Origin of the sequence: Streptosporangium amethystogenes (assembly GCF_000721075.1) — a bacterium.
Taxonomy (GTDB): domain Bacteria; phylum Actinomycetota; class Actinomycetes; order Streptosporangiales; family Streptosporangiaceae; genus Streptosporangium; species Streptosporangium amethystogenes.
In genome coordinates this window covers 14,616-37,358 of the sequence record NZ_JOEQ01000028.1, presented here as the reverse complement: position 1 = coordinate 37,358, position 22,743 = coordinate 14,616, and the positions used below count along the sequence as shown (strand labels likewise).

Sequence of the window (22,743 nt, the reverse complement as noted above, 5' to 3'; positions counted from 1 at the left end):
CCTCTCAATGAGACAGATCCTGGCAGTCGCCGCGGGACTGGTCGTCCTGGCCGCGTCCGCCTGCTCCGCGCCCACGCCACCCCGCTTTGCCGCCCCATCGGCCACACCGACCGGCCCCACCACCCTGCCCGCCCCCACCGGCGCCCATCCGGTCGGCACCACCGCCCTGTATCTGAAAGACACCTCCCGCCCCGATCCCTGGAACCTCGACGTCGACGCCAGGGAACTCAAGGTCACCCTGTGGTATCCGACCGAGCAGCGAAACGGGCAGCGGGCGCCGTACATGACGCCAAAGGAATCGGAGCTCACCCTGAGGCGCCTGGGAATCGGGGACATACCGAACGACACGCTCAGCAAGACGCACACCAACGCCATCAAAGACGCCGAACCCGCGGGCCGGAACCTGCCACTGGTGGTGCTCTCCCCCGGCTTCACCAATCCGATGATCACTCTCACGTCCCTGGCCGAGGACCTGGCCAGCCGCGGGTACGTGGTGGCCGGGATCGACCACACCTACGAGAGCTACGCCACGACCTTCCCCGGCGGGCGGATCACCGAATGCCTCGCCTGCGACAGCGACACCGACCCGGGCTTCGGCACGGGGGTGGTCGCGGGACGGGCGGCCGACGTCTCCTTCGTGCTCGACCAGCTGCCATCGAAATGGGATGGTTCCGACAGGATCGACCACTCCAAAATCGCGATGGCAGGCCAGTCGATCGGCGGGGCCAGCGCCATGGCGACCATGATGAAGGACCCCCGCGTGCGCGCCGGCGTCGACATGGACGGCACCACCTACGCCCGCATCCCCAAGAGCGGATTCTCCCGGCCGTTCATGTTCCTGGGTTCGCCGCAGCACGTCCCCGGCGGTCGCGACACTTCGTGGGAGCGCGACTGGAAGCTGCTGACCGGGTGGAAGCGCTGGCTCGTACTGTCGGGCGCGGAACATCAATCCTTCACCGACGGCCCGCTGATGGCCGGCACCCTCGGTATCACGCCCGCCTACAACGTTCTGCCCGCGGCGCGCGCCGCCGAGCTCACCCGCACCTACGTGGCAGCCTTCCTCGACCAGCACCTGAAGTCCAAGCGGCAGCCCCTCCTGGACAAGCCATCCTCGCGCTACCCCGAGGTCACGTTCTGCCCCGCGACCTGCGGCCAGTCCTGAGGCCCTGCGAGCCCTACGGGCCCCATCGGTAAGGGCTACGGCATGCCGTTGTCACAGGAGATAGGCCAGAAGTGGTACCCACCAGCGCGGTCAAGACTCGCCACGCGAGCCGACGAAGCCGGCAAGCAGTGCCTCCAGGGCGAACTCGAAGCGGGCGGCGGGGCCGCGGTCCGCACTGGCGCGGGCGGCTTCGGCGAGGAGCGGGTATCTCTCAGCGGGCAGATCGGCCAGGCGGCTGGTCTGACCGAGTTCGCCGTGTGGCTGGGGCGCGTCGCCGACGCCGACGCCGAGCGCGGCGTGCACGAGGATCAGCCCGTTGAGGGCGTACACCATGTCCAGGGCCCGCCGCGGCTGGAAACCGGCCGTGCACAGCGATTGGAGGAGTGTCTCCATCATGCGGTGATTCCCCGCGGTGGTCGCCGGCCGGGACAGGACGAGCGGGACCAGGTTCGGGTGGGCGGCAAGAGTGTCCAGCTGCACTCGGGCGTAGTCGCGCAGTCCGTCTCGCCAGTCGGTGCCGTCGAAACTTACCGGTGCCACGGTGGCGAGTTCTTCGACCATTCCGTCCTGCCGAGGCACGGGAGCAGCCCGCGCAATCATCCGAGGTCAGGGCCTGTTTGTAGGTGATCGGTCTTTAGTCCATCCTGTTAATGATCTTGAAAACCGGTCCGACGCCTTTACATTGTAGATTTATTACATGATTGCCGAGCATACGGTCTGCGCGACCTGTTGAAGATCCTCCCGACCGGGCAAGCCCCTGGAGTGGCACGGTTGGCGGCGCGCATGGCGACGAAGACCAGGGCCTCGAAGGTCAGACCGAGAGCGTGGGCGTCCAGGGCGGCGTGGTAACCGCTGATCGCGCCGGAGCGCTCCAGGGCGCGCAGGCGGCGGTGGCAGGGCGAGAGGCTGAGGCGCACGCGCTCGGCCAGGTCGGTGAGGGTCAGGCGCCCGTCCCGCTGGAGCTCGGCAAGGATTTTCCGATCCACGTCGTCCATACGAACGATGCTTCCCCATCACCCCTGGTCAGCAGGGAAATTGGGGAGCATGTTTCGGACATACGAACATAACTTTCTCTTCGGGAATGCGGGCCCTGAGGTTCCGGGCTCGGCAAGCGAAGGGAGAAGCGGCTCATGGCGATCGCCACCATCACCGCGTTCTGGGCGGTGTCGTTGATGTTCGTGGTCACCCCGGGAGCGGACTGGGCGTACGCGATCGCCGCCGGACTGCGGCACCGCACGCACGGTGCTGCCCGCGATCGGCGGACTGCTGGCCGGGCATCTGGCGGCCACCGCGGTGGCCGCGCTGGTGGCCCGCACCCCACTGGCGCTGACCATGCTGACCACGATGGGCACGGCCTATCTGGTATGGCTGGGCATCGGCATGCTCACCCGCCCGTCAACCCCGACGACCTGGCCACCGTCTCCCCCTACATCACCCACGTCATCCGCCGGTTCGGCGACTGGATCCTCAACCTCACCCCATCACGCACCTCGATCTCGAATCCCGCGCCCTATTCGCCCCGTAGTCGCGCGGCTCCCCCCGGGGTCGACTGAGTAACGGCCGTGAATCCAACGAAGTTGGGTCCTGACGCGCGTTGGGGGTGGGTTAGCGGAAGCATGCGGTCAAGGCGTCCAGAGCAGCGGTGTAGGCATGTTCGGGGGGACGGCCGTAGCCGATGATGACGCCTTGGGTGGTGGAGGGGAGCTCGCGGCGGTCCGACAAGTAGCCGAGGGCGAGGTCGTGCGCTTCCGCCGCCGTGCGGATGTCGGTCTCGGTGGGGCCGCCCGGGGGAAGGACGGCCAGAGCGTGCAGGCCGGCGGCGATGCCGGTCAGGATGACGGGAAAGTCGGCGAGGCGGAGACGGAGCCGGTCGCGGCGGCGGAGGTATCGCTGGCGAGACGCGCGGATGTGCCGGTCGTAGCCGTGCCGGGTGATCAGGTCGGCCAGGGCGAGCTGGCCGAGGTGCTCGGTGTGGTGGTCGGTGTGGAGTTTGGCGTCGACGACCGGGCCGATCAGTCGGGGCGGCAGGACCATCCAGCCGATCCGCAGTGCCGGGCCGAGGGTCTTGGACGTCGTGCCTAGGTAGGCGACGTCTTCGGGGCAGGCGCCCTGCAGCGCGCCGACGGGCTTGCGGTCGTAGCGGAACTCCGCGTCGTAGTCGTTCTCGATGATCAGGTTGCCGGACGAGCGTGCCCAGTCCAGCAGTGCGCGCCGCCTGCCGGGATGGAGCGTCCGGCCGGTCGGGTACTGATGGGCCGGGGTGACTTCCACGGCGTCCGGATCCAGGCCGCCGACGAGATCGGTGCGGGCACCCAGTTCGTCGACCGGCAGGGGCACCACCCGCGCTCCGGTGCGGCGGACGGCCTCACGGTGCATGGGGACACCGGGATCCTCCATTGCGAACGTCCCGCCGACGACACCGGCCAGCAGTGTCAGGCCCTGCAGATACCCGTTGGTGATCACGATCGAATCCGGATGCGCCAGGACGCCCCGCGCCCGTCCCAGATAGTCGGCCAGCGCGACCCGCAGTTCGAGGCGGCCCCGCGGATCGCCGTATCCGAAGGCATCGGCCGGTGCCGATCCCAGAGCCCTCCGCGACGACTCCAACCACGCCACCGTCGGGAATGCCGAGGTGTCTGGACTTCCCGGACGCAGATCGTGCCGCGGTCGCTTCATCACCGGTACGGCTGCGGCCGTCGGCACGGCCTGCGGCGGCAGCGCCACCACGGTGCCGGAACCCTGCCGCGCGGTCAGATACCCCTCGGCGATCAGCTGGTCGTACGCCGCCCGCACGGTGCCCCGCGCCAGCCCCAGATCCTCCGCGAGCCTTCGCGTCGCCGGCAGCCGCGTCCCGGTCACCAGTCGCCCCGACCGCACCGCCGCACGCAACGCCCGCTCCAGCCCCGTCCGCAGCCCTTCGGCGACGTCCAACTCCACATGCAGATCCAGCCCAAGATTGGGCCACTCACCTGTCATATGAATGGACCTTACCGAAGACCTAATTCCTACCTAGGGTCGTTCGGGTGATCATGGCTCGAACTCCTCAGCTCGTCGCCCCCAAGACCGTCGGGCTGCTCGCGGCGGCCTACGGGCTGACGATCGCGAACCTCTACTACTGCCAGCCCCTTCTTCCGCAGATCTCCCGATCCCTCGGCCCCCACTCCGCCGACCACCTCATCGCCGCCGGCCAGCTCGGTTACGCCCTCGCGCTGATCCTCATCGTCCCCCTCGGCGACATCGTCCCCCGCCGACCTCTCCTGGCCGTCCTGCTCTGCACGGACGCCGCCGCCCTCGTCCTGACCGCCGCCGCACGCACCACCGGCCTCCTTCTCGCCGCCGGAGCGCTCATCGGGCTCACCACCGCTGCTGCCGTCAACATCCTCATCCCCTACGTCGTCACCCTGGCCGCACCCGACGAACGCGGACGCGCCGTAGGAACGATGCTCACCGGCGGACTCATCGGCATCCTCCTGTCCCGTACCGTCGCAGGCCTGGTCTCGCAGGCCGCCGGGTGGCGTGTCCTGTTCGCCGCGGCCGCGATCGTCACCCTGCTCCTGGCTGTCCTCCTCACCCGCGCCAGGCCGCCCGCCCCACCTGACCTGGTCCTCCCCTACCGGGCCCAGCTCCACGCCACCGTCCGCCTCGCCGCCACCCACCGGCTGCTGCGACGTCGCGCCTTCATCGGAGCCTGTTCCTTCGCCGCCTTCGGCGTCTTCTGGTCGACCGCCGCCTTCCGCCTCTCCGAACCGCCCTACCGTTACGGCCCCGCTCAGCTCGGGCTGCTGGCCCTGGCCGGCGCCGCCGGAGCACTCGCCGCCCGCCACATCGGCCGCGCCGCCGACCGAGCGGAACACCGGCAACTCACCCGGGCGGCCCTGGCCCTCGGCGTCGCGTCCTTCGCCGCCCTCTGGGCCGGAGGCCAGCACCTCGCCTGGCTCCTCATCGGGCTCCTCGCCATGGACATCGCCATCCAGGCCACCCACCTGCTCAACATGACCGTCGTCTACAGCATCGACGACGCCCGCGCCCGCCTCGCCTCGGTCTACATGGCCGCCTACACCCTCGGCGGCGTCGCCGGCGCCGCCACCGGGCCCGCCGCCTACGCGACCGGCGGCTGGACGCTGACCTGCCTCCTCGGCGCCGCCTTCCTCGTGACGGCCCTCATAGCGACCTTCAACTGAATGGAGAACCCGTGAAACCCCAACTTGTCATCTTCGACAACGACGGCGTCCTCGTCGACAGCGAACCCACCGCGCACCGCGCGCTCTCGGGATACCTGACAGAACTGGGCTTTCCCTTCACCTTGGAGGAGTCCTACCGATACTTCCTCGGCAACGCGGCCCGTACCGTCCACACCGTCGTCGCGGACCGATACGGTGGCGCCCTGCCCGCAGACTTCACCGCCCGCTGCCACGAGCGGGTATTCGCCGCCTTCCGGGAACGACTGGACGCCACCCAGGGTGCCTCCACCGTGCTCACCGAACTACGGCGCCGCGGCATCCCCTACTGCCTGGCGTCCTCCTCCGACCACGCCTGGATCGACCTCACCCTCGACAAGACCGGCCTGCGCCCCCTCCTGCCTCCCGGCGTCGTCTTCAGCGCCCAAGATGTTGGTGGCATCGGAAAACCCGCCCCCGACCTCTTCCTGCACGCTGCCGCCACGATCGGCACCCACCCGCGCGACTGCCTCGTCATCGAAGACAGCCCCAACGGCATCCACGCGGCAAGGGCCGCCGGCATGCCCGTCCTCGGCTACACAGCCCTCACCCCCGCCAGCAGCCTCCCCCAAGCGACGTCCTACATCACCAACCTGACCGATCTCCTCGACCACCTCGATCCCGATCATTGAACGACACAAACCACCGCAACAACTATCAAAATCGGCCAGCACCCCCCAGTCCCAGGTCGGAGACGACTTCGTTGGATTCACAGCCGACGCTCGGTCGACCTCCATCGCATTGACTTCTTGGCGGGGTGTTGAGAATCGTTCGATTCTCAACACCCCGCCCAAAGTCCTCTGCGCAGACCGACCGGCACCAACAATCTGTCGGAAAAACGTGTTGAGAAGTCAGGGTGTTCAGGAATTCCGAGCACACCCTTTTACCTACACACTTCTCGACATGGCGATCACCCCGCGGGACCCACTCGGAGCTCCCGGACTCAGTGAGGCCACAGACGACCTGCTGTCCGCCGAACCAGCCGTCCTGTCCGGGGCCCTGGTCGGGTACGCGCGGGTGTCGACCAAGGACCAGCTCCTGGATCGGCAGGTCCTCGCGTTGGAAGCCGCAGGCTGTAGCCGGATCTTCGCCGACAAGAAGTCCGGCAAGGACGTCGAGCACGAAGCGCTCTGGAAGGCCCTGGACTACATGCGGCCCGGCGACAGCATCGACCTTCCGTTCGTCTTCGGCCTGCCGCACACCCGCTACGCCGCCCGTTTCCTCCGCACCCCGCCCCCTGCCGGCTTCGCCGCCCTGTCCCACCGGATCCGCACCGCATGGACCTCTTTCGCCGCTACCGGCGACCCCGGCTGGCCGCCCTTTGACACCCGGCTCGGCTCCACCCGTGTCTGGGACGTCACTCCCGCCAACACCGCCTATCCCGTACCGGACTCCCACCGTGTCTGGGGCCGGACACAGCCATAGACAAGGTCGAAGCCGAGGACAAGGTCCTGGCGACCGATCCCGAGACCAGAGAAGTTCTGGGACGGCGCGAACCACTCCGTGGGAGTACGCGCCCTCACCCGTGGCGAGGAGCCCGACCTGGAGCCGTCGCCCCGACGGATCATGGTGGGCGGCGCCTACCGGCCTGGCCGCTACCTCGACGACGACACCCCGCTGCGTGCCTTCTTCATCACCTGGACCAGCGACGACGGCCCGGACAGGGCGGTGGCCCACGAGGGCGACCGGCAGATCCCCTTCGCCAGGGGCCGGATCCACCTGTACGGCTCCCCACCGACGTCGAGCAGCCGTGGCATTTCGGCGCCGACGACGAGGACGAGGACGAGGAGATCTACGACTACAGACTGCCGGACCGCCTCCGTCCGGTGCGGACGAGGCCTGGCGTCTTGTACGACGACTCCGTGGAGGCCATGCCGCCCTTCATCCTCGATCGCGCCTACCAGCGCATGGCCGAGCTCGGCGTGGCCCCCGCCCGGATCGCGGCGATGCGGGCAGAGGAGCAGGTACCCCCGCCAGGCCCAAGCGAGCCGCTCGTGGAGGTGACCGTCGTCTTTGTCCCACCCCGGCTGCGTTCCTTCATGCCCAAGGAGTTGCCCGAGCACGACGAGTGGCGGCGGCGCAACCAGCTGCCCCACCCCAATCGCGTCTCCCCGCCCCACGATTTCCTGTTGCACCGCTACGCGGAACTCGCCGAGGCCCTCCCAAACGGCACTTTGCCGTCGGTGCTGCTGGCCACACCGACCTGGATGAGCGGCCACCTCGACCCCGACGTGCTGGTCGACCGGCTGGAGACCTGCGCCTCCGCCGGAGTGGAGCCGCCCCCGGCCGCGACCTGGCGCAGGCGCTGGTGCGGTTGCCCCGGGGCAGCCACCAGGCCGCGTCCGAGCGGACCGCCAAGGTCGACTCGGAGGCGGCGCGCTCGGCCGCTCGCTGGCTCGCCGGTGACGGCATGACCGACCCCGAATGCGGCCACGTGTGGCGCCACATGGTGGATGCGTCCATGGTCGAGTTCGGCGACGGCCGGCGCACAGCCCACGCCGCCCGTCTGGCCCTGGAGCGCCCCGGCAACCAGGCTCGTCGGGAGGCCGCGCCAATCATCCCGTCGAGGACGGGCCGACCTTCGGCAGCGCCGAAGAGCTTCGGGTCTACGGCCCGGGGCCGTCCCAATGATCTCCAAGTCGGTTCCCAGTGCCGGCCCGTAGCTTCGTCCTCGGCTCCCACGGCTCGGCGCGACAGGGGCTGGGGCGGGCAGGTGAGCAACGGTGAGGAGCGAGATCGTGACGGTGTCCGGAAACGGCCGGGTGATCGCTGAAAAGCGGATCGACGAGTGCCTGCGCGACAGGTCGAGCACGCTCGATCTGTCCGGGCTCGGCCTGAGGACGGTGCCCGAGTCGCTCGGCGGCCTCACCCACCTCACCGTGCTCCACCTGGAGAACAACGAACTGACCGCTGTTCCCGAGTGGCTGGGAAACCTCTCCCGTCTGAGTACGCTCCACCTGGAGAACAACCAGCTGATCGCCCTCCCCGAGTCGTTGGGAAACCTTCCCCACCTGAACACGCTCCACCTGGAGAACAACCGGTTGCCCCTCCTGCCACCGCCCCACAGCACGGATCGGCGGCTGCCCCGGCGCCGTGTCCTGCTCCTGGGCGGACTCGGGGCCCTGGCCGCGGTCGGCGTACCGGTCGCGATCGCCCTCACCATCGATCTCCCCCCCAGCGCCACCCCCGAACTCCCACCGACCGCCACCCCCACCGGCGCCCCCGAACTCCCACCGACCGCCACCCTCACCGGCCACATCGGCTCTGTCTACTCGATGGCCTTCAGCCCGGACGGCAAAACCCTCGCCGCCGGCGGCCACGACGACACAGTGCGATTGTGGAACGTGGCCGGCCGCAAAACCATTGCCACCCTCCCCAGCCACACCGACATCGTCTACTCGGTGGTCTTCAGCCCGGACGGCAAAACCCTCGCCACCGCCGGTGGCCTCGACGGCACGGTGCGGCTGTGGGACGTGACCGGCCGCAAAACCGTTGCCACCGCCACCCTCACCAGCAGCCCCGTCTACTCAATGGCCTTCAGCCCGGACGGCAAGATCCTCGCCACCGGCGGCAGCGACACGGTGCAGTTATGGGACGTGGCCGGCCGCAAAACCATTGCCACCCTCAACAGCCACACCAGCGACTGGTTCCACTCGATGGCCTTCAGCCCGGACGGCAAGATCCTCGCCACCGCCGGCAGTATCAACGGCGAGGTGCGGCTGTGGGACGTGGCCGACCGCAAAACCGCCACCACCCTCAGCGGCTACACCGGCGCCGTCTCCTCGGTGGCCTTCAGCCCGGACGGCAAAACCCTCGCCACCGGCGGCCTCGACAACACGGTGCGCCTGTGGGACGTGGCCAGCCGCGAACCCACCACCCTCACCAGCAACACCGAGAACGTCTACGAGGTGGTCTTCAGCCCGGACGGTAAAACCCTCGCCGCCGGCAGCGAAGACGGCACAGTACGGCTGTGGAGCACTACTCGCCCCGTCACCGAGGCCACTCACTCCTAATCAGCTCGGAACAGGAATCCACGCTTGTGCTGTCTAAACCACGAACCCAAAGGGCGAGACCGGGCTGTTGGGGTGGTCTGGGAGGTTATGCGCTCTGAGGTTCGTCGGAACCCAAGAGCGTCTCCAGTCAACCGGTTCCGAAGCGGCATTGGGCGGTGCTCAGGACCCGGCGACGGCGGGCCGCCCGGCCCGGCGAGCGGCTGGGGCGTCTGAGCTGGTGTACGGAGCCGACCCCCCACATGAGCAGGCGTTCTCTGTCGGGACGGCCTAGGTACCGGACCAAGCCGTCCTCGACCGGGGCCGGCACGCGGCTCGACGACCGGCAGCAGACGTGGTCGCAGCGGCACTTCACCGATACGCCCTGGATGATCGCGACAAAATCACCGCAGCGTGGTGACACTACCTAGGCTCCACGCCCGCCACACCGTACGCTGCCCCGGCACGGGCCGCCTGGGCGATGACCACGCGCCGCCGTGCCCACATCGGTGCGGCGGAGGCCGTCAGCGACGCGCACTGACCGCGGCGACGGCCGGGCGTCCCCGGCCACGACGGCAACCACCGTGGCCCGGTGTAGCCATCGTCAGCGACTCTCGGCCGCCAGGCGTAGGCCCAAGGCGACGAGGACCGTGCCGCTGACTGCGTCGAGCCGACGCCGAATCACCGGGCGACGGAACCACGCGCCGGCCCGGCCTACCGCGGCCGCCAGCGCCAGATACAGGACGGTTTCGATAGCCACCTGGAGCACGGCAAGCAGCGCGGTCGTGGCGAACAGCGGCCGGTCGGCCGGTACGAACTGCGGATAGAACGCGATCATGAAGGCGGCGGCCTTCGGGTTGGCCAGCATCACCACCGATCCCTCGCCGAACGCCCTCCACCATGACAGCGACGAGCCGGGCTCCGGCTCACTGACCGCTACCGCCTTGGCCGCTCCGCCTGTGTTCCGGCTGCACCAGGCTGAGCGCCAGGCCTTGATCCCGAGGTATAGCAGGAAGGCACCGCCCACCACGCGCAGGACCAGGAAGGCCACCTCTGAGGCGGTCACCAGGGCGGCGAGCCCGGCGGCGGCGAGCAACGCCCATAAGTACAGGCCTGCCTCCAGGCCCAGCACTGTGGGCACCGCGCCGGAGAAGCCGCGCAGGGCCGCGCGGCGCAGGATCAGCGCCATCGCCGGGCCCGGCGATGCGGAGATCAGCACCACGGCAAGTGCGAAGGCCGGCAGAGAAGAGATGATGTCCATGAGGGTCATCATGATTGCGGGCGTACTGCCCGTTCAACGCGTTTGCGCGGGCTGCCTGAGAGTGGGTGATCGTAGGCTTTGACTGCCAGAGGTGGCCACCCCAGAGACGCCTCTTTCACAAGGGTTGAATCTACTTCCAACACCAACTGGACGGTTCGACCTCCGCGTGCCTGTCGGGCAAGGATCGCGACGCCGTCGTGCCCGGCATCTTCGGGCCGGGCAACCAGCCGAAACCGGCCCGCGCCGACTACGTGGCCAACTCCAACAACACCTCCTGGATGACGAACCCGCCGGAGCCGCTGACCGGCTACCAGGGCGTATGGGGCAAGGCGCGCACGGAGCTGGAACCACCTTCATGATGGCCGTCGAGCTCACCCCCGACGGCCCCCGCACCGTACTCGCCTACTCCCTCTCCGCCGATCCCACCTCGGCCCACCACACCGACCAGACGGTCCTGTTCTCGCGTGGCCAGTGGGTCACCGGACGCTTCACCGAAGCCGAGATCGCCACCGACCCGCAGCTGAGGACCACCACGGTGCGCGGGTGAGGTATACGACGTTGAGCACCCGGAGTCGACTGGCATCGACCAGTCGACTCCGACCTCCGGCATGGCCTGGTAGGTCGGGTGAGAGGCGGACTCGGTGGACCGGCGCAGGATCGCCTCGGTCGACGCGGTGCCCTGCTTGCGGGTGACCTTCGCCGGAGACAGGCCCCCACCCTTTCGAGCCGCAACTGTGCGCTCAGCCGACTGCGGCACCGAACCACTTGGACAGCTGACTGAGCAGCCCCTGCTGGTCTTCACCGACCCACGCCACGTGGCCGTCCGGCCGCAGCAGCACCGCGGGCACGCCCAGTTCCTCGCTGACGTCGACGACGTGGTCGACCCGATCCGCCCAGCCCGCCACCGAGAGCCGGCCGGTCTGGTCGAGCAGCAGCCCGCGGCCGCCGTGCATCAGCTCGTAGAGACGCCCCCGCTTCAGCTCCACGTCCCGCATCCGCCGACCGAGCAGGTCATGCCCCTCGCCGAAGTCGTAGCGGACCCCGATCGCAATGATCTTCTCGATCAGGTACCGGTTCACCTCCTCGAAATCCATCAACTCCGCCAGCAGCCGGCGCACCGCCTGCGGCCCCGGCTCGGTGGACATCAGCTCCGTCTGCGCACGGGTGTTGTCCAGCACGTCGGCGGCCACCGGGTGCCGTTCGGTGTGGTAGCTGTCCAGCAGCCCCTCCGGCGCCCAGCCGCCGACCTCGGCGGCCAGCTTCCAGCCGAGGTTGAACGCGTCCTGTACGCCGAGGTTGAGCCCCTGCCCGCCCATCGGCGGGTGGATGTGCGCCGCGTCGCCAGCCAGCAGCACCCGGCCGACCCGGTAGCGCTCGGCCAGCCGGGTGGCGTCGCCGAAGCGGGAGAGCCAGCGCGGTGAGTGCACGCCGAAGTCGGTGCCCGCGAACACCCGCAGTTGCTGCCTGAACTCCTCCAAGGTCGGCGGGAGCGTGCGGTCCTCGGCCACCCCCTCGGCGGGCACGACGACGCGGTACGCCGCTCCGTCTCCGAGTGGCCCGGCGCCGAACCTCAGCTGGGTCTTGCGGATCTCCGCGACAATGGCGGCGACCGTCGCCGGATCCTCGGTCACCTCCATCTCACCCAGCAGCGTATCGACCCTGGTGGGCTCGCCGGGGAAGCCGACGCCGAGCAGCTTGCGCACCGTGCTGCGGCCGCCGTCGCAGCCGACGAGGTAGCGCGAGCGCAGCTGCGTGCCGTCGGCCAGCTCGACGGTCACCCCGTGTTCGTCCTGGTCGAACCCGACCAGCTCGCACCCGCGCCGGATCTCGGCGCCGACCTCGGTGGCGTGCTCGGCCAGCAGGCGATCGGTGGTGGTCTGCGGGATACCGAGGACGTAGCCATGCGCGGTGTCCAGCCGGTCGGGCGAGGGCTTGGTGATACCGGCGAAGAAACCACCGACCGGGTACTTCTTGCCGTGCGCGAGGAACCGCTCCAGCAGACCGCGCTGGTCCATCACCTCGATGCTGCGCACGTGCAGGCCGAGTGAGCGGACATACGCGGTCGGCTCCGCTTCCTTCTCCAGCACGAGCACATGCACATCGTGCAGCCGCAACTCGCCGGCCAGCATCATGCCGGTCGGTCCGCCGCCGACAATGATCACGTCAATCATGAACCCCCCATTCAACAAGGTTGTATTTCGGCCAGCTGCTCCGCGCAGTCCGGCGGCTCACACACCCGCGACTCCGCACCGCGACTCCCATCGACGGTTCGACGTCCCGCGAAACCTACGCGTCGACAAAATCGCGAATCCCTGATTTCCGCAGGTTCTGGCCTCGGCCGCCGATTCTGCATCACCACCCGGGTCTTGCCGCAAGCCCCCCGGTGCGCTATACGTTGAGAGTGGCAGGGAGTGGGCAACCTCCCTGCCTTTGCCTTTTGTCGTCCCCTGTGGACGGACAAGCTGCTCCCGAAGCGGTGACTCGCCGCGTACGGCGATGCCGCCGTCGGCTGAACACAACACCTGGGGCTCATCCCTCCTCGTCGGTGTCGGTGGTGGCCTTTATCACCTACTGACCAATTGAATCGAATTGGTCAGTTAGTCGGATAGGGCGACGCTGACACGACAGGAAAGAGAGTTGTCATCAAGGACACGGCTCAGCGTCGCCGTGCGCTGGTGGTCGGCCTCGGGATCGCGGGCATTGCCACCGCGCTACGGCTCCGGCAGATCGGCTGGGAGCCGGTGCTGGCGGAGCGAGCCGCCGGGCGCCGCTCAAGCGGGTACTTCATCATGCTGTTCGGCACCGGTGTCGCCTCCGCGAGACGGCTGGGCGCGTTGGAGGCGATCGGTGACCGCAGTCATCCGCGGCTCTCCGTCCACGAAATGAGCCGGGCAGGGCGCCGCAGCCCTGGCATGAACCCGGCCAACCTGCCCGGTGGACCTCGGTTGTTGCTGCGTGGCGACATCGAGCAGGCGCTGTTCTCCGCGCTGCCGGACGATGTGGAGATCCGCTACTCCACCGTGCCCACCCGCATCACCCAGGACGACTCCGCAGCTGAGGTCACCCTGCACGACACCGCCTCAGGCGTCACCGTCACCGAGCGCTTCGACCTGGTGGTGGGCGCCGACGGGATGCGCTCGACCGTGCGCAGGCTGGCCTTCGGCCCCGAGGACTACCTGCATCCGCTGAATTACATGATCGGCGCCACCGTCCTGGACAAGCCGGTCGAGGGCTTCGGCCAGGAGCAGGGCCTGGTTCTGGCCGAGCCGGGACGCTCGGCGTGGATCTTCCCCTTCTCCGATCACGCTCCGGGCCTGCTGTTCTCCTACCGCACCGACGACATCGACGCCGAGTTCGCCCACCCGGCGATCGAGTCCATCCGCGCCGCCTTCGGCCCGCAGCCCCCCGGGCCCCTGCTGGAAAACTTGTTCACAGCGTTCGAGCAGGCCCCGGATCATCTGTTCGACTCGGTGCACCAGGTCAGGATGCCGCGCTGGCACAGCGGCCAGGTCGTCCTGGTCGGCGATGCCGCCTGGTGCCTGACCCTGTACACGGGCATGGGCGCCTCCAGTGGCATCGCCGGAGGCGAACTGCTGGGGACCCTGTTACAGCGGCATCCCAACGACCTGCCCGGCGCGCTGCAGGCGTGGGAGGCCCGCATGCGGCCGTTCATCCATACCGAGCAGAACACCGCACTGACCATGCGCCGGCTGTTCACCCCACACGACCGCACGGAACAGATCATGCGCACCGCGATGCTGCGCCTCATGCACACGCCGGTCATCGGGCAGGCCATGGGCAAGATAATGAACGGCCGCGGCATGAAGAACAAAACCTTCGACGTCGCCGCCGTGTGATCCCGACTCCAGCACGAAGAACACGAAGAGCACGAAAGAAGAGACCAACTCAGGTGAGCCAGCTGATCGAGCGCCACTCGCGCAAAGCCGCCCGCATTCTGGACAGCGCACGGGAGCTGGTGCTCGACCATGGTGTGCGCAAGGTCACCGTCAGCGAGATCGCCCAGGCGGCAGGGGTCGGCAAGGGCACCGTCTACCTGTACTGGCCCGCCAAGGAAGACCTCATCCTCGGGCTGCTCGCCCGCGAACTGCTGACTTTCCTGAATGAGATCATCGCCCGCATCACCGCCGATCCCACCACCGTGCTGCCGCGCCGCCTGGCCCCGCTGCTGATCCGCACCGGACTGCGGCTGCCCCTGGCACGCCGCGTGCAAGGCGGCGATGCCGACCTGCTGCGGCTGCTCACCCAGCAGGTCGGCGACCGCGAGTTGTTCGCCCGCACCACGCCCAGCGCCCTGTGCGAGATGGGCCTGCCGATCTATCACCGCCACGGCCTGATCCGCCACGACCGCCCTCTGCCCGACCTGACCTACGCCGTGCACGCCGTACTCACCGGGTTCGGCGCCGTCATGTCCGACCCGGCCACCGCACCCCTCGGCGTCGACGACCCCGCCGAGATCCTCGCAGACACCGTGGCCCAGCTGCTCGAACCCCCCGTCGCCCCCGGTGAGTCGGCCATCGCCACGGCCGCCGAGGAGACCATCGTCGTCCTACGACAGATCACTGGGGCGTTGCTCGACCTCATCGAACGCAGCCAGACCTTTCAGTAGTGAGAGGATCTCCATGATCTGTCTTCACGGACGGGCGCTGATCCAGCCCCGCGGTATCGCGCGCACAGTAGCGGCCCGGCAGGTGCCCAAGTCAGCTGGGCGCAACATGTCCGTATTTGCTCTGGTTCGGCGTCATCCGGTCGTCTTCCCACCGCGCGTAAGAGCGAACACGAACCAGGCGATGGTGCAGACCGCGGCCGATACCAGCAGGGCCCATCCAGTGCCCGCGGCGACGGCGGCACCCATAAAGGCGACACCGAGGGTAGCACCGACCTGGCGCACAGCGTTGAGCAGGCCGCCTGCCGCACCGGCCATCCCCGCCGGGGCGACGCTGACAATGGCCGTGACCAGGGCCGGCAAGGCATAGGAGACACCGAAGCCGGTCATCAGGAGGCCCACCGCGAGCCATGGATAGCCGCCGTCGGCGAAGACCACGCCGGCCAGCACAGCACCGCCAGCGGCCAGTAGCACCAAGCCGGCCAGAATCGGACGGCGAGGACCCACCCGTGCCACGATCTTGCCCGTGAACGGCGGGTTGGCTGCGAAGGGAACGGTCAGCGGCAGGAAAGCCAGCCCGGTCTGCAGCGGGCCCAGGTGCCACTCCTGCTGCAACAGCAGCGGCAAGACGAACAGACTCCCGGTCAACGCGAAGTTCACCGCCGCGGCGGCCAGCAGTCCGGCCCGCACCCGGCCTGACCGCAGCAGAGCCCGGTTCAAGACCGGCGCCTGGCTGCGACGCTCCAGGCCGTAGAACACCAGCACCGACACCCCGAGCCCCACCGACGACCACGCGGCGTGGGCCCATGCCTGCGAACCGTGAAGTAGCCCAGCGAGATGCCCGCCAGCGCGTGAGCGCGCCCCCGTCCCGGATGGGGGTTCGCCGACACCGGCATGGGTGAGTTCCCAAGGGTCATGTCTGAGACAGCTCCCGAAGACAATGGGCGAAGATTGACGTAACCCACCGTGCGTTTCAGCGGACCAGCGGCTCCACCGCCATAGCCGCACGTCTCATTCGGAATTTGCGAACGCTCGGCGTCGTTCCTCCCCGCGTGGAGTTGCGCCAGCTCAGAACCTTCCAGGCCGTCGTCCGGCACCGGACCGTGACCGACGCCGCTGTCGCACTCGACCTCGACCCGGTCCCACTCGCCCTGGTATCCGCACCCGCCCATCCGCTCGCCGCCCGAGCCGCGCTGACTCCCGAGGACCTCAAGCACGAGCGACTCCTGGTCAATGTGCCAGAGTGCTCGTTCTGGATGGTTGGGAACAAGATCCTTGGCTCGGGTCCCAAACGGATCAAAGTCGGAGGCGTCCCGGTGATGCGCGCATGGGCCGAACACGGACTCGGAATCTCGCTGCTACCCCGGTTCGCGGTCGCCGACAGTCTCCGCTCCGGCGCCCTAGTCCCACTCGACCTTCCGCTCATGGATCTCAGCCTGCGGCTGGTCTGGCGAGAAGATCGGGAGGCGCTGCCCGGCATGCGCGACATCCTGTACGCCGCAGCCCGCCCGTGAACACCGAACCCCGCCGTCCCACCGGGGTGATCCTGGGTTCTGGCACAAAGATCGTGATGCGGCAGCTGTCGGTGATGTCACGCACCGAGCACACGGGGCCGACGATCAGATGAAGTCGATCACTCACGGCTGCTTCTCCTCCGGTGGCGTCGACCCGAGTGGAGAGCCCAGGTGTGAGGAAGAACAACGTCTCAGTCAGAGGCTGGTCACGGCGGACGCGGCGTGACCCGGGGGGACGACTAAGGACGTTACGTCCAACCAGCCCGTCGCGCTCGGCTGCCTGGCGGCTTGGCCACAGTCGGGAGCACATCGCCCGAGCCGGGTCAGCCCGGTGGTCCGCCATCACGGGGAGCGTGCCCGACACGGCGGGCGTTGCTGGTGCCGCAGTCCAGGCACACCACCCAGTCCCGCAGCTCGCCGTCTTGTTCCCAGATCTCACTGGCGACATTGCTCTGATCTTCGCCGCAGAAGAAACAGTTCCCCTCGCGGCCCTTCAGGCGCCGCATCGCGTGCAACTGCTCGCCCTCATGGTGCTGGTAGCCCAGCCAGCCGCACCCAGAGCACTCCCACCACAGTTCGTGCCTGGGTTGTGGTTCCTGACCGCCCCAAAGGTTGCGGCGACGCAGAACCCGCAGGGCCGTCAGCCTCCGCCGGCACCGTGCGCATTCCGGGCTCACGGGGTGAAGCCTGCGGGGTTCGTGCAGTGCCATCGCCGGGGTCCGGCCGGTGACGGTGAGGGAGTCGCGCGCCTGGGAGATGAGCAGCGACATGCGGAACTCACCGGTCCTGGCCTCGATGTTGGTCGGCACTCCGGGAACATCTCTCAGCACGGTGACGTCCCAACCGGCGGCCGCGAGCAGAGACCTGGCGCCCTCCACCGGATCAACACCCGGCTCACCGTTCATGGTGTGCTGGACGTGCACGGAATAGGAGAACCGCAGCGGTTCCTCCCAACAGGTGATAGCCGGCGCCTCCGGTAGCGCCACCTCCAGGTCCTGATCTCCGGTCAGCTCCACGACGACCGCCCGGACCTGGCCGCGCAGCCACCGAGCCGCCCGATCCAGCTCCTCGCGCGCACCTGGGATCTTCGTCATCACCACATCCCAACATCGGAGCGTTCGCCGTGCCTCACCGGCGAACCCGTACATCCTCCCAAGCCCGACGCCGAGCTCCTCGTCGCCGCCGGTCCTGTCCGTCGGGGGCCTTGTCCGGATGTGGACCGGCATAGAGGCGGCGCACCCATGATTCACAGCTTCCCTGATACCGGGAAGCCCCTGTGCCGATGCGTCTCGCCGGTCTCCCGGGGGCTTGGGGTACCTACCCGGGTTTCGCGTCGGTGGGGTCGCGGGGTGCTGAGGTGGCGAGCGAGAGCACGGCACTGAGTGCGGCGGCACCGTCGAGGAGGGCTCTGGAGCGAGCTGCGATGCCGACGTCTCTGGTGGCCAGCGCGGAGGCGACATCCGCCAATCGGCGGGCGCGCCGTAGCTCCGGTATGAGGGCCCGAAGGGGTGCGATGCGGTAACCGGCCCTGCGGAGTTGATGAACGATCCGTGCGTCCCGCACTTGGTCGGGTGTGTATCGTCGCGTTCCTCGCGCGGGGTCGCGGTCAGGGACGACAAGATCCTCGGCATCCCAGTGCCGCAACGTCGAAGGGCGCACGCCGAGAGCGGAGGCGAGTTCGGAGACGCCCATCGAGTCCGATGCGCGCACGTCTTCGAGCGGCTCACTGGAGATCGCCCGGGCGGCCTCCTCGGCGTGCCTCAGTTCCGTGCGCTCCGCGTCGAGCCGGGCATGCGCCGCGTCGAGCAGGGCGAGCACCTGCGAGGCAGGAAGGCGGTGGACGGCCCGAACGATCTTCTTGGCCTCGATCGGACCCGCGCCTGCCGCGAGGGCCCGGTAGGCCAACGCGGACTGCAGATGTATCTCTCCATAGATCCGGTAGCCCGTAGCCGTGCGCGTCGCCGACGGCAGCACACCGTCGCGTTCGAGATTGCGCACCTGTTGGACGGAGTACCCGGCACGCCGCGCGACGTCGACGGTACGCATGTCCCGCGATTTGAGACCTGACACCCTGAAGACCCTCACCCTCAGCCCCAAAGCCTCCACAAGCACTTTAATGTGACGCTGGAGCACATGACCATAGACGAGATCATCAGCTTCATCGACGGCCTCGACGGCGTCCTGACCCTCAGGCCGGCACCTGGCGACGGCTCGCCGGAGACCAGCTGGGGCGACGCGTTCTTCTACTACGCACCCGATGGCGTCACCCCGACGACGACCCAGCCCTTCGCGACGGTCGTGACCAAGGACTACCCCGGTGACGAGGCGTCGCGCCTGGACCGGCCGGACACCTTCCGCGTGAACATCTCCGCCGGAAAAGAGGCATTCGTCCGGTGGACCGGTCACGCGCCACGCGAATCAGCCACCACCGAGGTCGACCCCGGCGCCGCCGACACCGTGATCGCGCACCCCGTCTACGGCACCGTCGGCTGGCTGGCGGTGGTGAACCCGGGCTCGCGTACTGGAGCGGCAACCCGTGAGCTGCTGTGTACGGCCCATCGCCTCGCACGCTCGCGTTATGAGCGACGCGCTGAATCCACGGCGCGCTGACATGAGGCGGCTCTGAAGATCGTGGAGCTGGGACAGGTCAAGGCCATCGGCCTGTCGGCCACCTTGTTCGACATGGTCTCGGAGAAGGCCGCCGGGTGGCGCCGTTTCACCCTACACACGGTCTGCGACGCCCGCCGGCCTCTCAGCCGAGCGGGCGACCGAAGTCGTCCACCCCGCCGAGGCCCTTGGCCGTGGTTCCTGATGCCGCCCGGAGACGGTCGGCCATGACGCCGATCCGCTCGATCAGCTCCGGCGGTTCATGGACCTCGAACCCGATGTCCATCAGGGCGACCCACACGATGATCTCGTCGAGGTTGTTCGCACCGCACAGGAGGACGCAGGTCTCCGCGTCGACAGGCTCCACCGTCCCCATCGTCGGCGGCATGTGCCCGGTCACCACCTCCGCCGGGGCGTGCATGGTGAAGCGCGCCTGATAGCGGTACGGAGCACTGGAGATCGCCCGGGACATGTAGGCGGCGAGGTCCTCGTCAGGCGGGTCCCGAGGGAGGAAGCGGGGCCCGTTCGGCGTCCTCAGGCGCAGCCGGTCGACCCGATAGGTTCGCCAGTCCTCCTTGCCGACGTCCCAGCCCACGAGATACCAGCGGCGCCCCGAATGCACGAGCCGATGGGGCTCGGCTGAACGGCGGCTCTCCTGACCCTCGTGCGACCGGTAGTCGAACCGCAGTCCCTCATGATCTCGACAGGCCGCGGCGATGGCGGTCAGTACCTCGGGGTCCACCGGCGCCGCGGCCCCCGTCATGGGCACGGTCATCGACTGCAGCGCGTGAACGCGATGCCGCAGCCGTGAGGGCAGCACTCGTTCGAGCTTCGTGAGCGCCCGTACGGATGTCTCCTCGATTCCGGCGACCGTGCCCCCGGCGGCCGTCCTCAGCCCCACCGCGACCGCGACCGCCTCGTCGTCGTCGAGCAGTAGCGGGGGCAGGTCGGACCCGGCGCCCAGCCGGTAGCCCGGCGTGCCTGCTGTGGCGTGCACGGGATAACCCAGTTCCCGCAGCCGGTCCACATCCCGCCGTACGGTCCGCATCGTGATGCCGAGCCGCTCCGCGAGCTCCGCGCCGGACCAGTCCCGGTGGGTCTGCAGGAGGGACAGCAATCTGAGAAGTCGAGCCGAGGTCTCCAACATGCTTTCCACCTTGCCCGCATCCTAGGACCGGGTCTGTCCTAACCGGCTTCTAACGTCTTGGACATGGCGAAAATCACCCCGTTCCGCATCGATATCCCGCAGGCCGACCTGGACGACCTCCGCGAACGTCTGGCCCGCACCCGCTGGCCGGACGAGCTGCCCGGCACCGGCTGGTCGTACGGCGTCCCGTCCTCGTACGCGAAGGAGCTGGCCGAGTACTGGCGGACGGCGTACGACTGGCGGAAACAGGAGGCGGCGCTCAATGAGTATCCGCAGTTCACCACCGAGATCGACGGCCAGAACATCCACTTCCTGCACGTCCGCTCGCCCGAACCCGACGCGCTGCCGCTGATCCTCACGCACGGCTGGCCTGGCTCGGTCGCCGAGTTCATGAAGGTCATCGGACCGCTCACCGACCCGGCGGCACACGGTGGTGACCGGTCCGACGCGTTCCACATCGTCGCCCCGTCGATCCCCGGGTTCGGTTTCTCCGGCCCCACCACCGAGACCGGCTGGGACCTGCAGCGGGTCGCGCGGGCATGGCCGGAGCTGATGGACCGGCTCGGCTACCAGCGATACGGCGCGCAGGGCGGCGACAGCGGCTCGGTCATCTCGCCGATGCTCGGCCGCGCCGCGCCCCAGAACGTCGTCGGCGTGCATGTCAACGGCGCGCTCGGGTTCCCGACTGGCGATCCGGCCGAGTTCGAGGGGCTGACCCAGGCGGAACTCACCCGCCTCGGCCAGTACCAGGACCAGGACCGGGCCGGCTACGCGATGATCCAGGCGACCCGGCCGCAGACCCTCGCGTTCGGGCTGCACGACTCGCCCGCGGCGCAGCTGGCCTGGATCGTGGAGAAGTTCAAGGAGTGGACCGACCCGGCCCACGAGCTGCCCGAGGGCGCGGTGGACATCGACCAGATGCTCACCGACGTGAGCATCTACTGGTTCACCGGGACCGCCGCCTCGTCTGCCCGCCTCTACAAGGAGGGGCAGAAGAGGTGGGGGGCGGTGGCCGAGTACTCGGCGCTGCCGCACGGCGTCGCCGTCTTCCCCGGCGACGCCGGGGTCCGGCGGATCGCCGAGCGCGAACACAACGTCGTGCACTGGTCGGAGTTCGACCGGGGCGGCCACTTCGCCGCGATGGAGGCACCGGACCTGCTGGTCACCGATATCCGCGCGTTCTTCCGGCTGGTTCGCTGACCTCAGGTCCGCCTGACATCGAACGGAACGAGGAGCCATGCCGAAGGATCTCTTCGATCTGCCGCCGTGGCCCGTCCTGACCATCTTTGTGCGGGGGCAGGGCCACTACCGGCTCGGCCCCCGCATCACACCTTCCGGCCGGGCAGAGCAGTGCCCCAGGACAGGGCCTCCAAGGCAGGACCTCCAGGGCGAACCGACTTTCCCGAAATCACGCCATCGAACGCTCCAGGCCACCCGCCCAGCCCGCGCGCGTCACCCTGCATCCTCGCCATCAGCGGGGTCAACGACCTGGAGCAGGATCTTCAACAGGTCCTGCGGCACGTCCCGCATGAGGTTGTGCCCGCCGTCCAGCGCGTACGTCCGCCACGAGAGGTCTTCACGCAACCGCTGGTAGACGGGAGTGAACGGGGACTGGCCATCCCATTTCGCGGCGTACACGTAGTCCCTGCGGCGGATGTGCGCGAGGTCGCCGGTGAGCTGGAGCGGCTGGAGCAGCGAGGCCAGTGGGTGGGGCGTGGCCCGCGGGTCGAAGAAGGGCAGCGGCCGCACCGCGTAGCCGGTCTCCACCACGTCCATGTACCATCGCCGCTCCTGGTCGGAGACGAGGGTCCAGGAGGAGTCGCCGGGCCCCGGCACCATGGCGTCCAGGTACACCAGGGCATCCACCCGTTCGGGTGCGCGGTCGGCGACACCAGTGATCACCATCCCTCCGTAGCTGTGGCCGACCAGCACCGCATCCTGGATGTTCTCGGCGGCCAGCACACCGGTCACGTCCTGGATGTGCGTGTCGAGGTTCACCCCGCCGTGCAGCAGATGGCTGCGCTCGCTGAGCCCGGTCAGCGTCAGTGGGTAGACGGCGTGCCCCCGCGCGCGAAGCTCGCCGGTGAGTTCCTCGAAGCACCAGCCGCCGTGGCACATCCCCGGGGTGAGCACGAAGTTGCTCATGATCTTTCTCTCCTCTTGTCGGATTCGTGTCTGGTGGCCCGTGAGGCGTCGCCGGAAAGAACGTCGACCGCATGTGC

Annotated in this window: 24 protein-coding genes; 14 read left to right on the top strand and 10 right to left on the bottom strand. The window is 68.7% G+C overall.

Annotated features, from left to right (window positions below; all coding sequences use genetic code 11):
- The first annotated feature begins 7 nt into the window (after positions 1 to 7).
- Entirely contained in the window at positions 8 to 1,162 is a 1,155-nt protein-coding gene (locus IG98_RS0131695) for an alpha/beta hydrolase family protein (protein ID WP_030920555.1), read from the top strand.
- 90 nt (positions 1,163 to 1,252) lie between these two features.
- Here IG98_RS0131695 and IG98_RS0131690 read toward each other — a convergent pair whose 3' ends face one another.
- Together IG98_RS0131690 and IG98_RS0131685 are read right to left on the bottom strand one after the other, a co-directional pair.
- Entirely contained in the window at positions 1,253 to 1,723 is a 471-nt protein-coding gene (locus IG98_RS0131690; RefSeq protein ID WP_051753226.1) for a TetR/AcrR family transcriptional regulator C-terminal domain-containing protein, read from the bottom strand.
- A gap of 116 nt (positions 1,724 to 1,839) precedes the next feature.
- Positions 1,840 to 2,157, bottom strand: coding sequence for an Lrp/AsnC family transcriptional regulator (locus IG98_RS0131685; RefSeq protein WP_084195792.1), 318 nt, complete (start codon positions 2,155 to 2,157; stop codon positions 1,840 to 1,842).
- A gap of 247 nt (positions 2,158 to 2,404) precedes the next feature.
- Between IG98_RS0131685 and IG98_RS53680 the strand changes: the two genes are divergently transcribed.
- Entirely contained in the window at positions 2,405 to 2,719 is a 315-nt protein-coding gene (locus IG98_RS53680) for a LysE family transporter (RefSeq protein WP_342666866.1), read from the top strand.
- 48 nt (positions 2,720 to 2,767) lie between these two features.
- Here IG98_RS53680 and pdxR read toward each other — a convergent pair whose 3' ends face one another.
- Positions 2,768 to 4,138, bottom strand: coding sequence for a MocR-like pyridoxine biosynthesis transcription factor PdxR (gene pdxR, locus IG98_RS0131680; RefSeq protein WP_030920547.1), 1,371 nt, complete (start codon positions 4,136 to 4,138; stop codon positions 2,768 to 2,770).
- Between the two features lie 53 nt (positions 4,139 to 4,191).
- On the opposite strand from pdxR, the gene IG98_RS0131675 reads away from it, so the two are divergent.
- The 5 genes from IG98_RS0131675 to IG98_RS47540 all read left to right on the top strand — a co-directional run bounded on the left by IG98_RS0131675 (position 4,192) and on the right by IG98_RS47540 (position 9,392).
- Positions 4,192 to 5,343 (top strand): MFS transporter, encoded by a 1,152-nt coding sequence (locus IG98_RS0131675; protein WP_037971771.1) that lies wholly within the window; start codon positions 4,192 to 4,194, stop codon positions 5,341 to 5,343.
- Between the two features lie 11 nt (positions 5,344 to 5,354).
- Positions 5,355 to 6,011 (top strand): HAD family hydrolase, encoded by a 657-nt coding sequence (locus tag IG98_RS0131670; RefSeq protein WP_030920541.1) that lies wholly within the window; start codon positions 5,355 to 5,357, stop codon positions 6,009 to 6,011.
- Positions 6,012 to 6,282: 271 nt separating this feature from the next.
- Positions 6,283 to 6,804 (top strand): recombinase family protein, encoded by a 522-nt coding sequence (locus IG98_RS54420; RefSeq protein WP_030920538.1) that lies wholly within the window; start codon positions 6,283 to 6,285, stop codon positions 6,802 to 6,804.
- A gap of 422 nt (positions 6,805 to 7,226) precedes the next feature.
- On the top strand, positions 7,227 to 7,793 hold the full coding sequence (locus IG98_RS0131655; RefSeq protein WP_030920535.1) for a hypothetical protein: 567 nt from the start codon (positions 7,227 to 7,229) through the stop codon (positions 7,791 to 7,793).
- A gap of 324 nt (positions 7,794 to 8,117) precedes the next feature.
- Positions 8,118 to 9,392, top strand: a complete 1,275-nt coding sequence (locus tag IG98_RS47540; RefSeq protein ID WP_211264188.1) for an eIF2A-related protein — start codon at positions 8,118 to 8,120, stop codon at positions 9,390 to 9,392.
- Between the two features lie 580 nt (positions 9,393 to 9,972).
- Here the strand turns inward: IG98_RS47540 and IG98_RS0131645 are convergent.
- Complete coding sequence (locus IG98_RS0131645; RefSeq protein WP_030920530.1) at positions 9,973 to 10,629, bottom strand: LysE family translocator; 657 nt, start codon at positions 10,627 to 10,629, stop codon at positions 9,973 to 9,975.
- A gap of 197 nt (positions 10,630 to 10,826) precedes the next feature.
- Here IG98_RS0131645 and IG98_RS52740 point away from each other — a divergent pair, with 197 nt between their 5' ends.
- The gene (locus IG98_RS52740; protein ID WP_211264186.1) at positions 10,827 to 10,988 is read left to right on the top strand and encodes a hypothetical protein; all 162 of its coding nucleotides are present in this window, start codon (positions 10,827 to 10,829) and stop codon (positions 10,986 to 10,988) included.
- Entirely contained in the window at positions 10,985 to 11,176 is a 192-nt protein-coding gene (locus IG98_RS52735) for a penicillin acylase family protein (protein WP_030920528.1), read from the top strand. The genes IG98_RS52740 and IG98_RS52735 overlap by 4 nt, the downstream gene beginning before the upstream one ends.
- A 193-nt stretch (positions 11,177 to 11,369) precedes the next feature.
- Here the strand turns inward: IG98_RS52735 and rox are convergent, their stop codons facing one another.
- On the bottom strand, positions 11,370 to 12,800 hold the full coding sequence (gene rox, locus IG98_RS0131630) for a rifampin monooxygenase (protein ID WP_030920525.1): 1,431 nt from the start codon (positions 12,798 to 12,800) through the stop codon (positions 11,370 to 11,372).
- A 504-nt stretch (positions 12,801 to 13,304) separates the two neighbouring features.
- Between rox and IG98_RS0131625 the strand changes: the two genes are divergently transcribed.
- Both IG98_RS0131625 and IG98_RS0131620 read left to right on the top strand, forming a co-directional pair.
- Entirely contained in the window at positions 13,305 to 14,486 is a 1,182-nt protein-coding gene (locus IG98_RS0131625; protein ID WP_245651800.1) for an FAD-dependent monooxygenase, read from the top strand.
- Between the two features lie 53 nt (positions 14,487 to 14,539).
- Positions 14,540 to 15,256, top strand: coding sequence for a TetR/AcrR family transcriptional regulator (locus tag IG98_RS0131620; protein WP_030920520.1), 717 nt, complete (start codon positions 14,540 to 14,542; stop codon positions 15,254 to 15,256).
- Positions 15,257 to 15,388: 132 nt separating this feature from the next.
- Here the strand turns inward: IG98_RS0131620 and IG98_RS0131615 are convergent, their stop codons facing one another.
- A complete protein-coding gene (locus IG98_RS0131615; protein ID WP_342666865.1) occupies positions 15,389 to 16,024 on the bottom strand; it encodes an MFS transporter in 636 nt (211 codons plus the stop codon).
- A 251-nt stretch (positions 16,025 to 16,275) separates the two neighbouring features.
- Between IG98_RS0131615 and IG98_RS0131610 the strand changes: the two genes are divergently transcribed.
- Positions 16,276 to 16,767, top strand: coding sequence for a substrate-binding domain-containing protein (locus tag IG98_RS0131610; protein ID WP_245651798.1), 492 nt, complete (start codon positions 16,276 to 16,278; stop codon positions 16,765 to 16,767).
- A 323-nt stretch (positions 16,768 to 17,090) separates the two neighbouring features.
- Here the strand turns inward: IG98_RS0131610 and IG98_RS52730 are convergent, their stop codons facing one another.
- Together IG98_RS52730 and IG98_RS0131600 are read right to left on the bottom strand one after the other, a co-directional pair.
- Positions 17,091 to 17,861: a hypothetical protein gene (locus IG98_RS52730; protein WP_211264183.1), complete on the bottom strand. Its 771-nt coding sequence runs from the start codon at positions 17,859 to 17,861 to the stop codon at positions 17,091 to 17,093.
- 223 nt (positions 17,862 to 18,084) lie between these two features.
- Positions 18,085 to 18,813 (bottom strand): MerR family transcriptional regulator, encoded by a 729-nt coding sequence (locus IG98_RS0131600; protein WP_051753236.1) that lies wholly within the window; start codon positions 18,811 to 18,813, stop codon positions 18,085 to 18,087.
- 87 nt (positions 18,814 to 18,900) lie between these two features.
- Here IG98_RS0131600 and IG98_RS0131595 point away from each other — a divergent pair, with 87 nt between their 5' ends.
- A complete protein-coding gene (locus IG98_RS0131595; RefSeq protein WP_030920504.1) occupies positions 18,901 to 19,377 on the top strand; it encodes a DUF6194 family protein in 477 nt (158 codons plus the stop codon).
- A 142-nt stretch (positions 19,378 to 19,519) separates the two neighbouring features.
- On the opposite strand, the gene IG98_RS0131590 is transcribed toward IG98_RS0131595, so the two are convergent.
- On the bottom strand, positions 19,520 to 20,521 hold the full coding sequence (locus IG98_RS0131590) for a helix-turn-helix transcriptional regulator (RefSeq protein ID WP_051753223.1): 1,002 nt from the start codon (positions 20,519 to 20,521) through the stop codon (positions 19,520 to 19,522).
- A gap of 63 nt (positions 20,522 to 20,584) precedes the next feature.
- On the opposite strand from IG98_RS0131590, the gene IG98_RS0131585 reads away from it, so the two are divergent.
- A complete protein-coding gene (locus IG98_RS0131585) occupies positions 20,585 to 21,721 on the top strand; it encodes an epoxide hydrolase family protein (RefSeq protein WP_030920498.1) in 1,137 nt (378 codons plus the stop codon).
- Between the two features lie 252 nt (positions 21,722 to 21,973).
- Here the strand turns inward: IG98_RS0131585 and IG98_RS0131580 are convergent, their stop codons facing one another.
- Complete coding sequence (locus tag IG98_RS0131580) at positions 21,974 to 22,666, bottom strand: alpha/beta fold hydrolase (protein WP_037971754.1); 693 nt, start codon at positions 22,664 to 22,666, stop codon at positions 21,974 to 21,976.
- Between the last annotated feature and the right edge of the window lie 77 nt (positions 22,667 to 22,743).

Excerpts from the sequence above, each read along its gene's own strand:
- IG98_RS0131695 (WP_030920555.1), top strand. The coding sequence starts at position 8 with ATGAGACAGATCCTGGCAGTCGCCGCGGGACTGGTCGTCCTGGCCGCG.
- IG98_RS0131690 (WP_051753226.1), bottom strand. The coding sequence starts at position 1,723 with ATGGTCGAAGAACTCGCCACCGTGGCACCGGTAAGTTTCGACGGCACC.
- IG98_RS0131685 (WP_084195792.1), bottom strand. The coding sequence starts at position 2,157 with ATGGACGACGTGGATCGGAAAATCCTTGCCGAGCTCCAGCGGGACGGG.
- pdxR (WP_030920547.1), bottom strand. The coding sequence starts at position 4,138 with ATGACAGGTGAGTGGCCCAATCTTGGGCTGGATCTGCATGTGGAGTTG.
- IG98_RS0131675 (WP_037971771.1), top strand. The coding sequence starts at position 4,192 with ATGGCTCGAACTCCTCAGCTCGTCGCCCCCAAGACCGTCGGGCTGCTC.
- IG98_RS54420 (WP_030920538.1), top strand. The coding sequence starts at position 6,283 with ATGGCGATCACCCCGCGGGACCCACTCGGAGCTCCCGGACTCAGTGAG.
- IG98_RS0131645 (WP_030920530.1), bottom strand. The coding sequence starts at position 10,629 with ATGGACATCATCTCTTCTCTGCCGGCCTTCGCACTTGCCGTGGTGCTG.
- IG98_RS52735 (WP_030920528.1), top strand. The coding sequence starts at position 10,985 with ATGATGGCCGTCGAGCTCACCCCCGACGGCCCCCGCACCGTACTCGCC.
- rox (WP_030920525.1), bottom strand. The coding sequence starts at position 12,800 with ATGATTGACGTGATCATTGTCGGCGGCGGACCGACCGGCATGATGCTG.
- IG98_RS52730 (WP_211264183.1), bottom strand. The coding sequence starts at position 17,861 with ATGACGAAGATCCCAGGTGCGCGCGAGGAGCTGGATCGGGCGGCTCGG.
- IG98_RS0131600 (WP_051753236.1), bottom strand. The coding sequence starts at position 18,813 with ATGCGTACCGTCGACGTCGCGCGGCGTGCCGGGTACTCCGTCCAACAG.
- IG98_RS0131595 (WP_030920504.1), top strand. The coding sequence starts at position 18,901 with ATGACCATAGACGAGATCATCAGCTTCATCGACGGCCTCGACGGCGTC.
- IG98_RS0131590 (WP_051753223.1), bottom strand. The coding sequence starts at position 20,521 with ATGTTGGAGACCTCGGCTCGACTTCTCAGATTGCTGTCCCTCCTGCAG.
- IG98_RS0131585 (WP_030920498.1), top strand. The coding sequence starts at position 20,585 with ATGGCGAAAATCACCCCGTTCCGCATCGATATCCCGCAGGCCGACCTG.
- IG98_RS0131580 (WP_037971754.1), bottom strand. The coding sequence starts at position 22,666 with ATGAGCAACTTCGTGCTCACCCCGGGGATGTGCCACGGCGGCTGGTGC.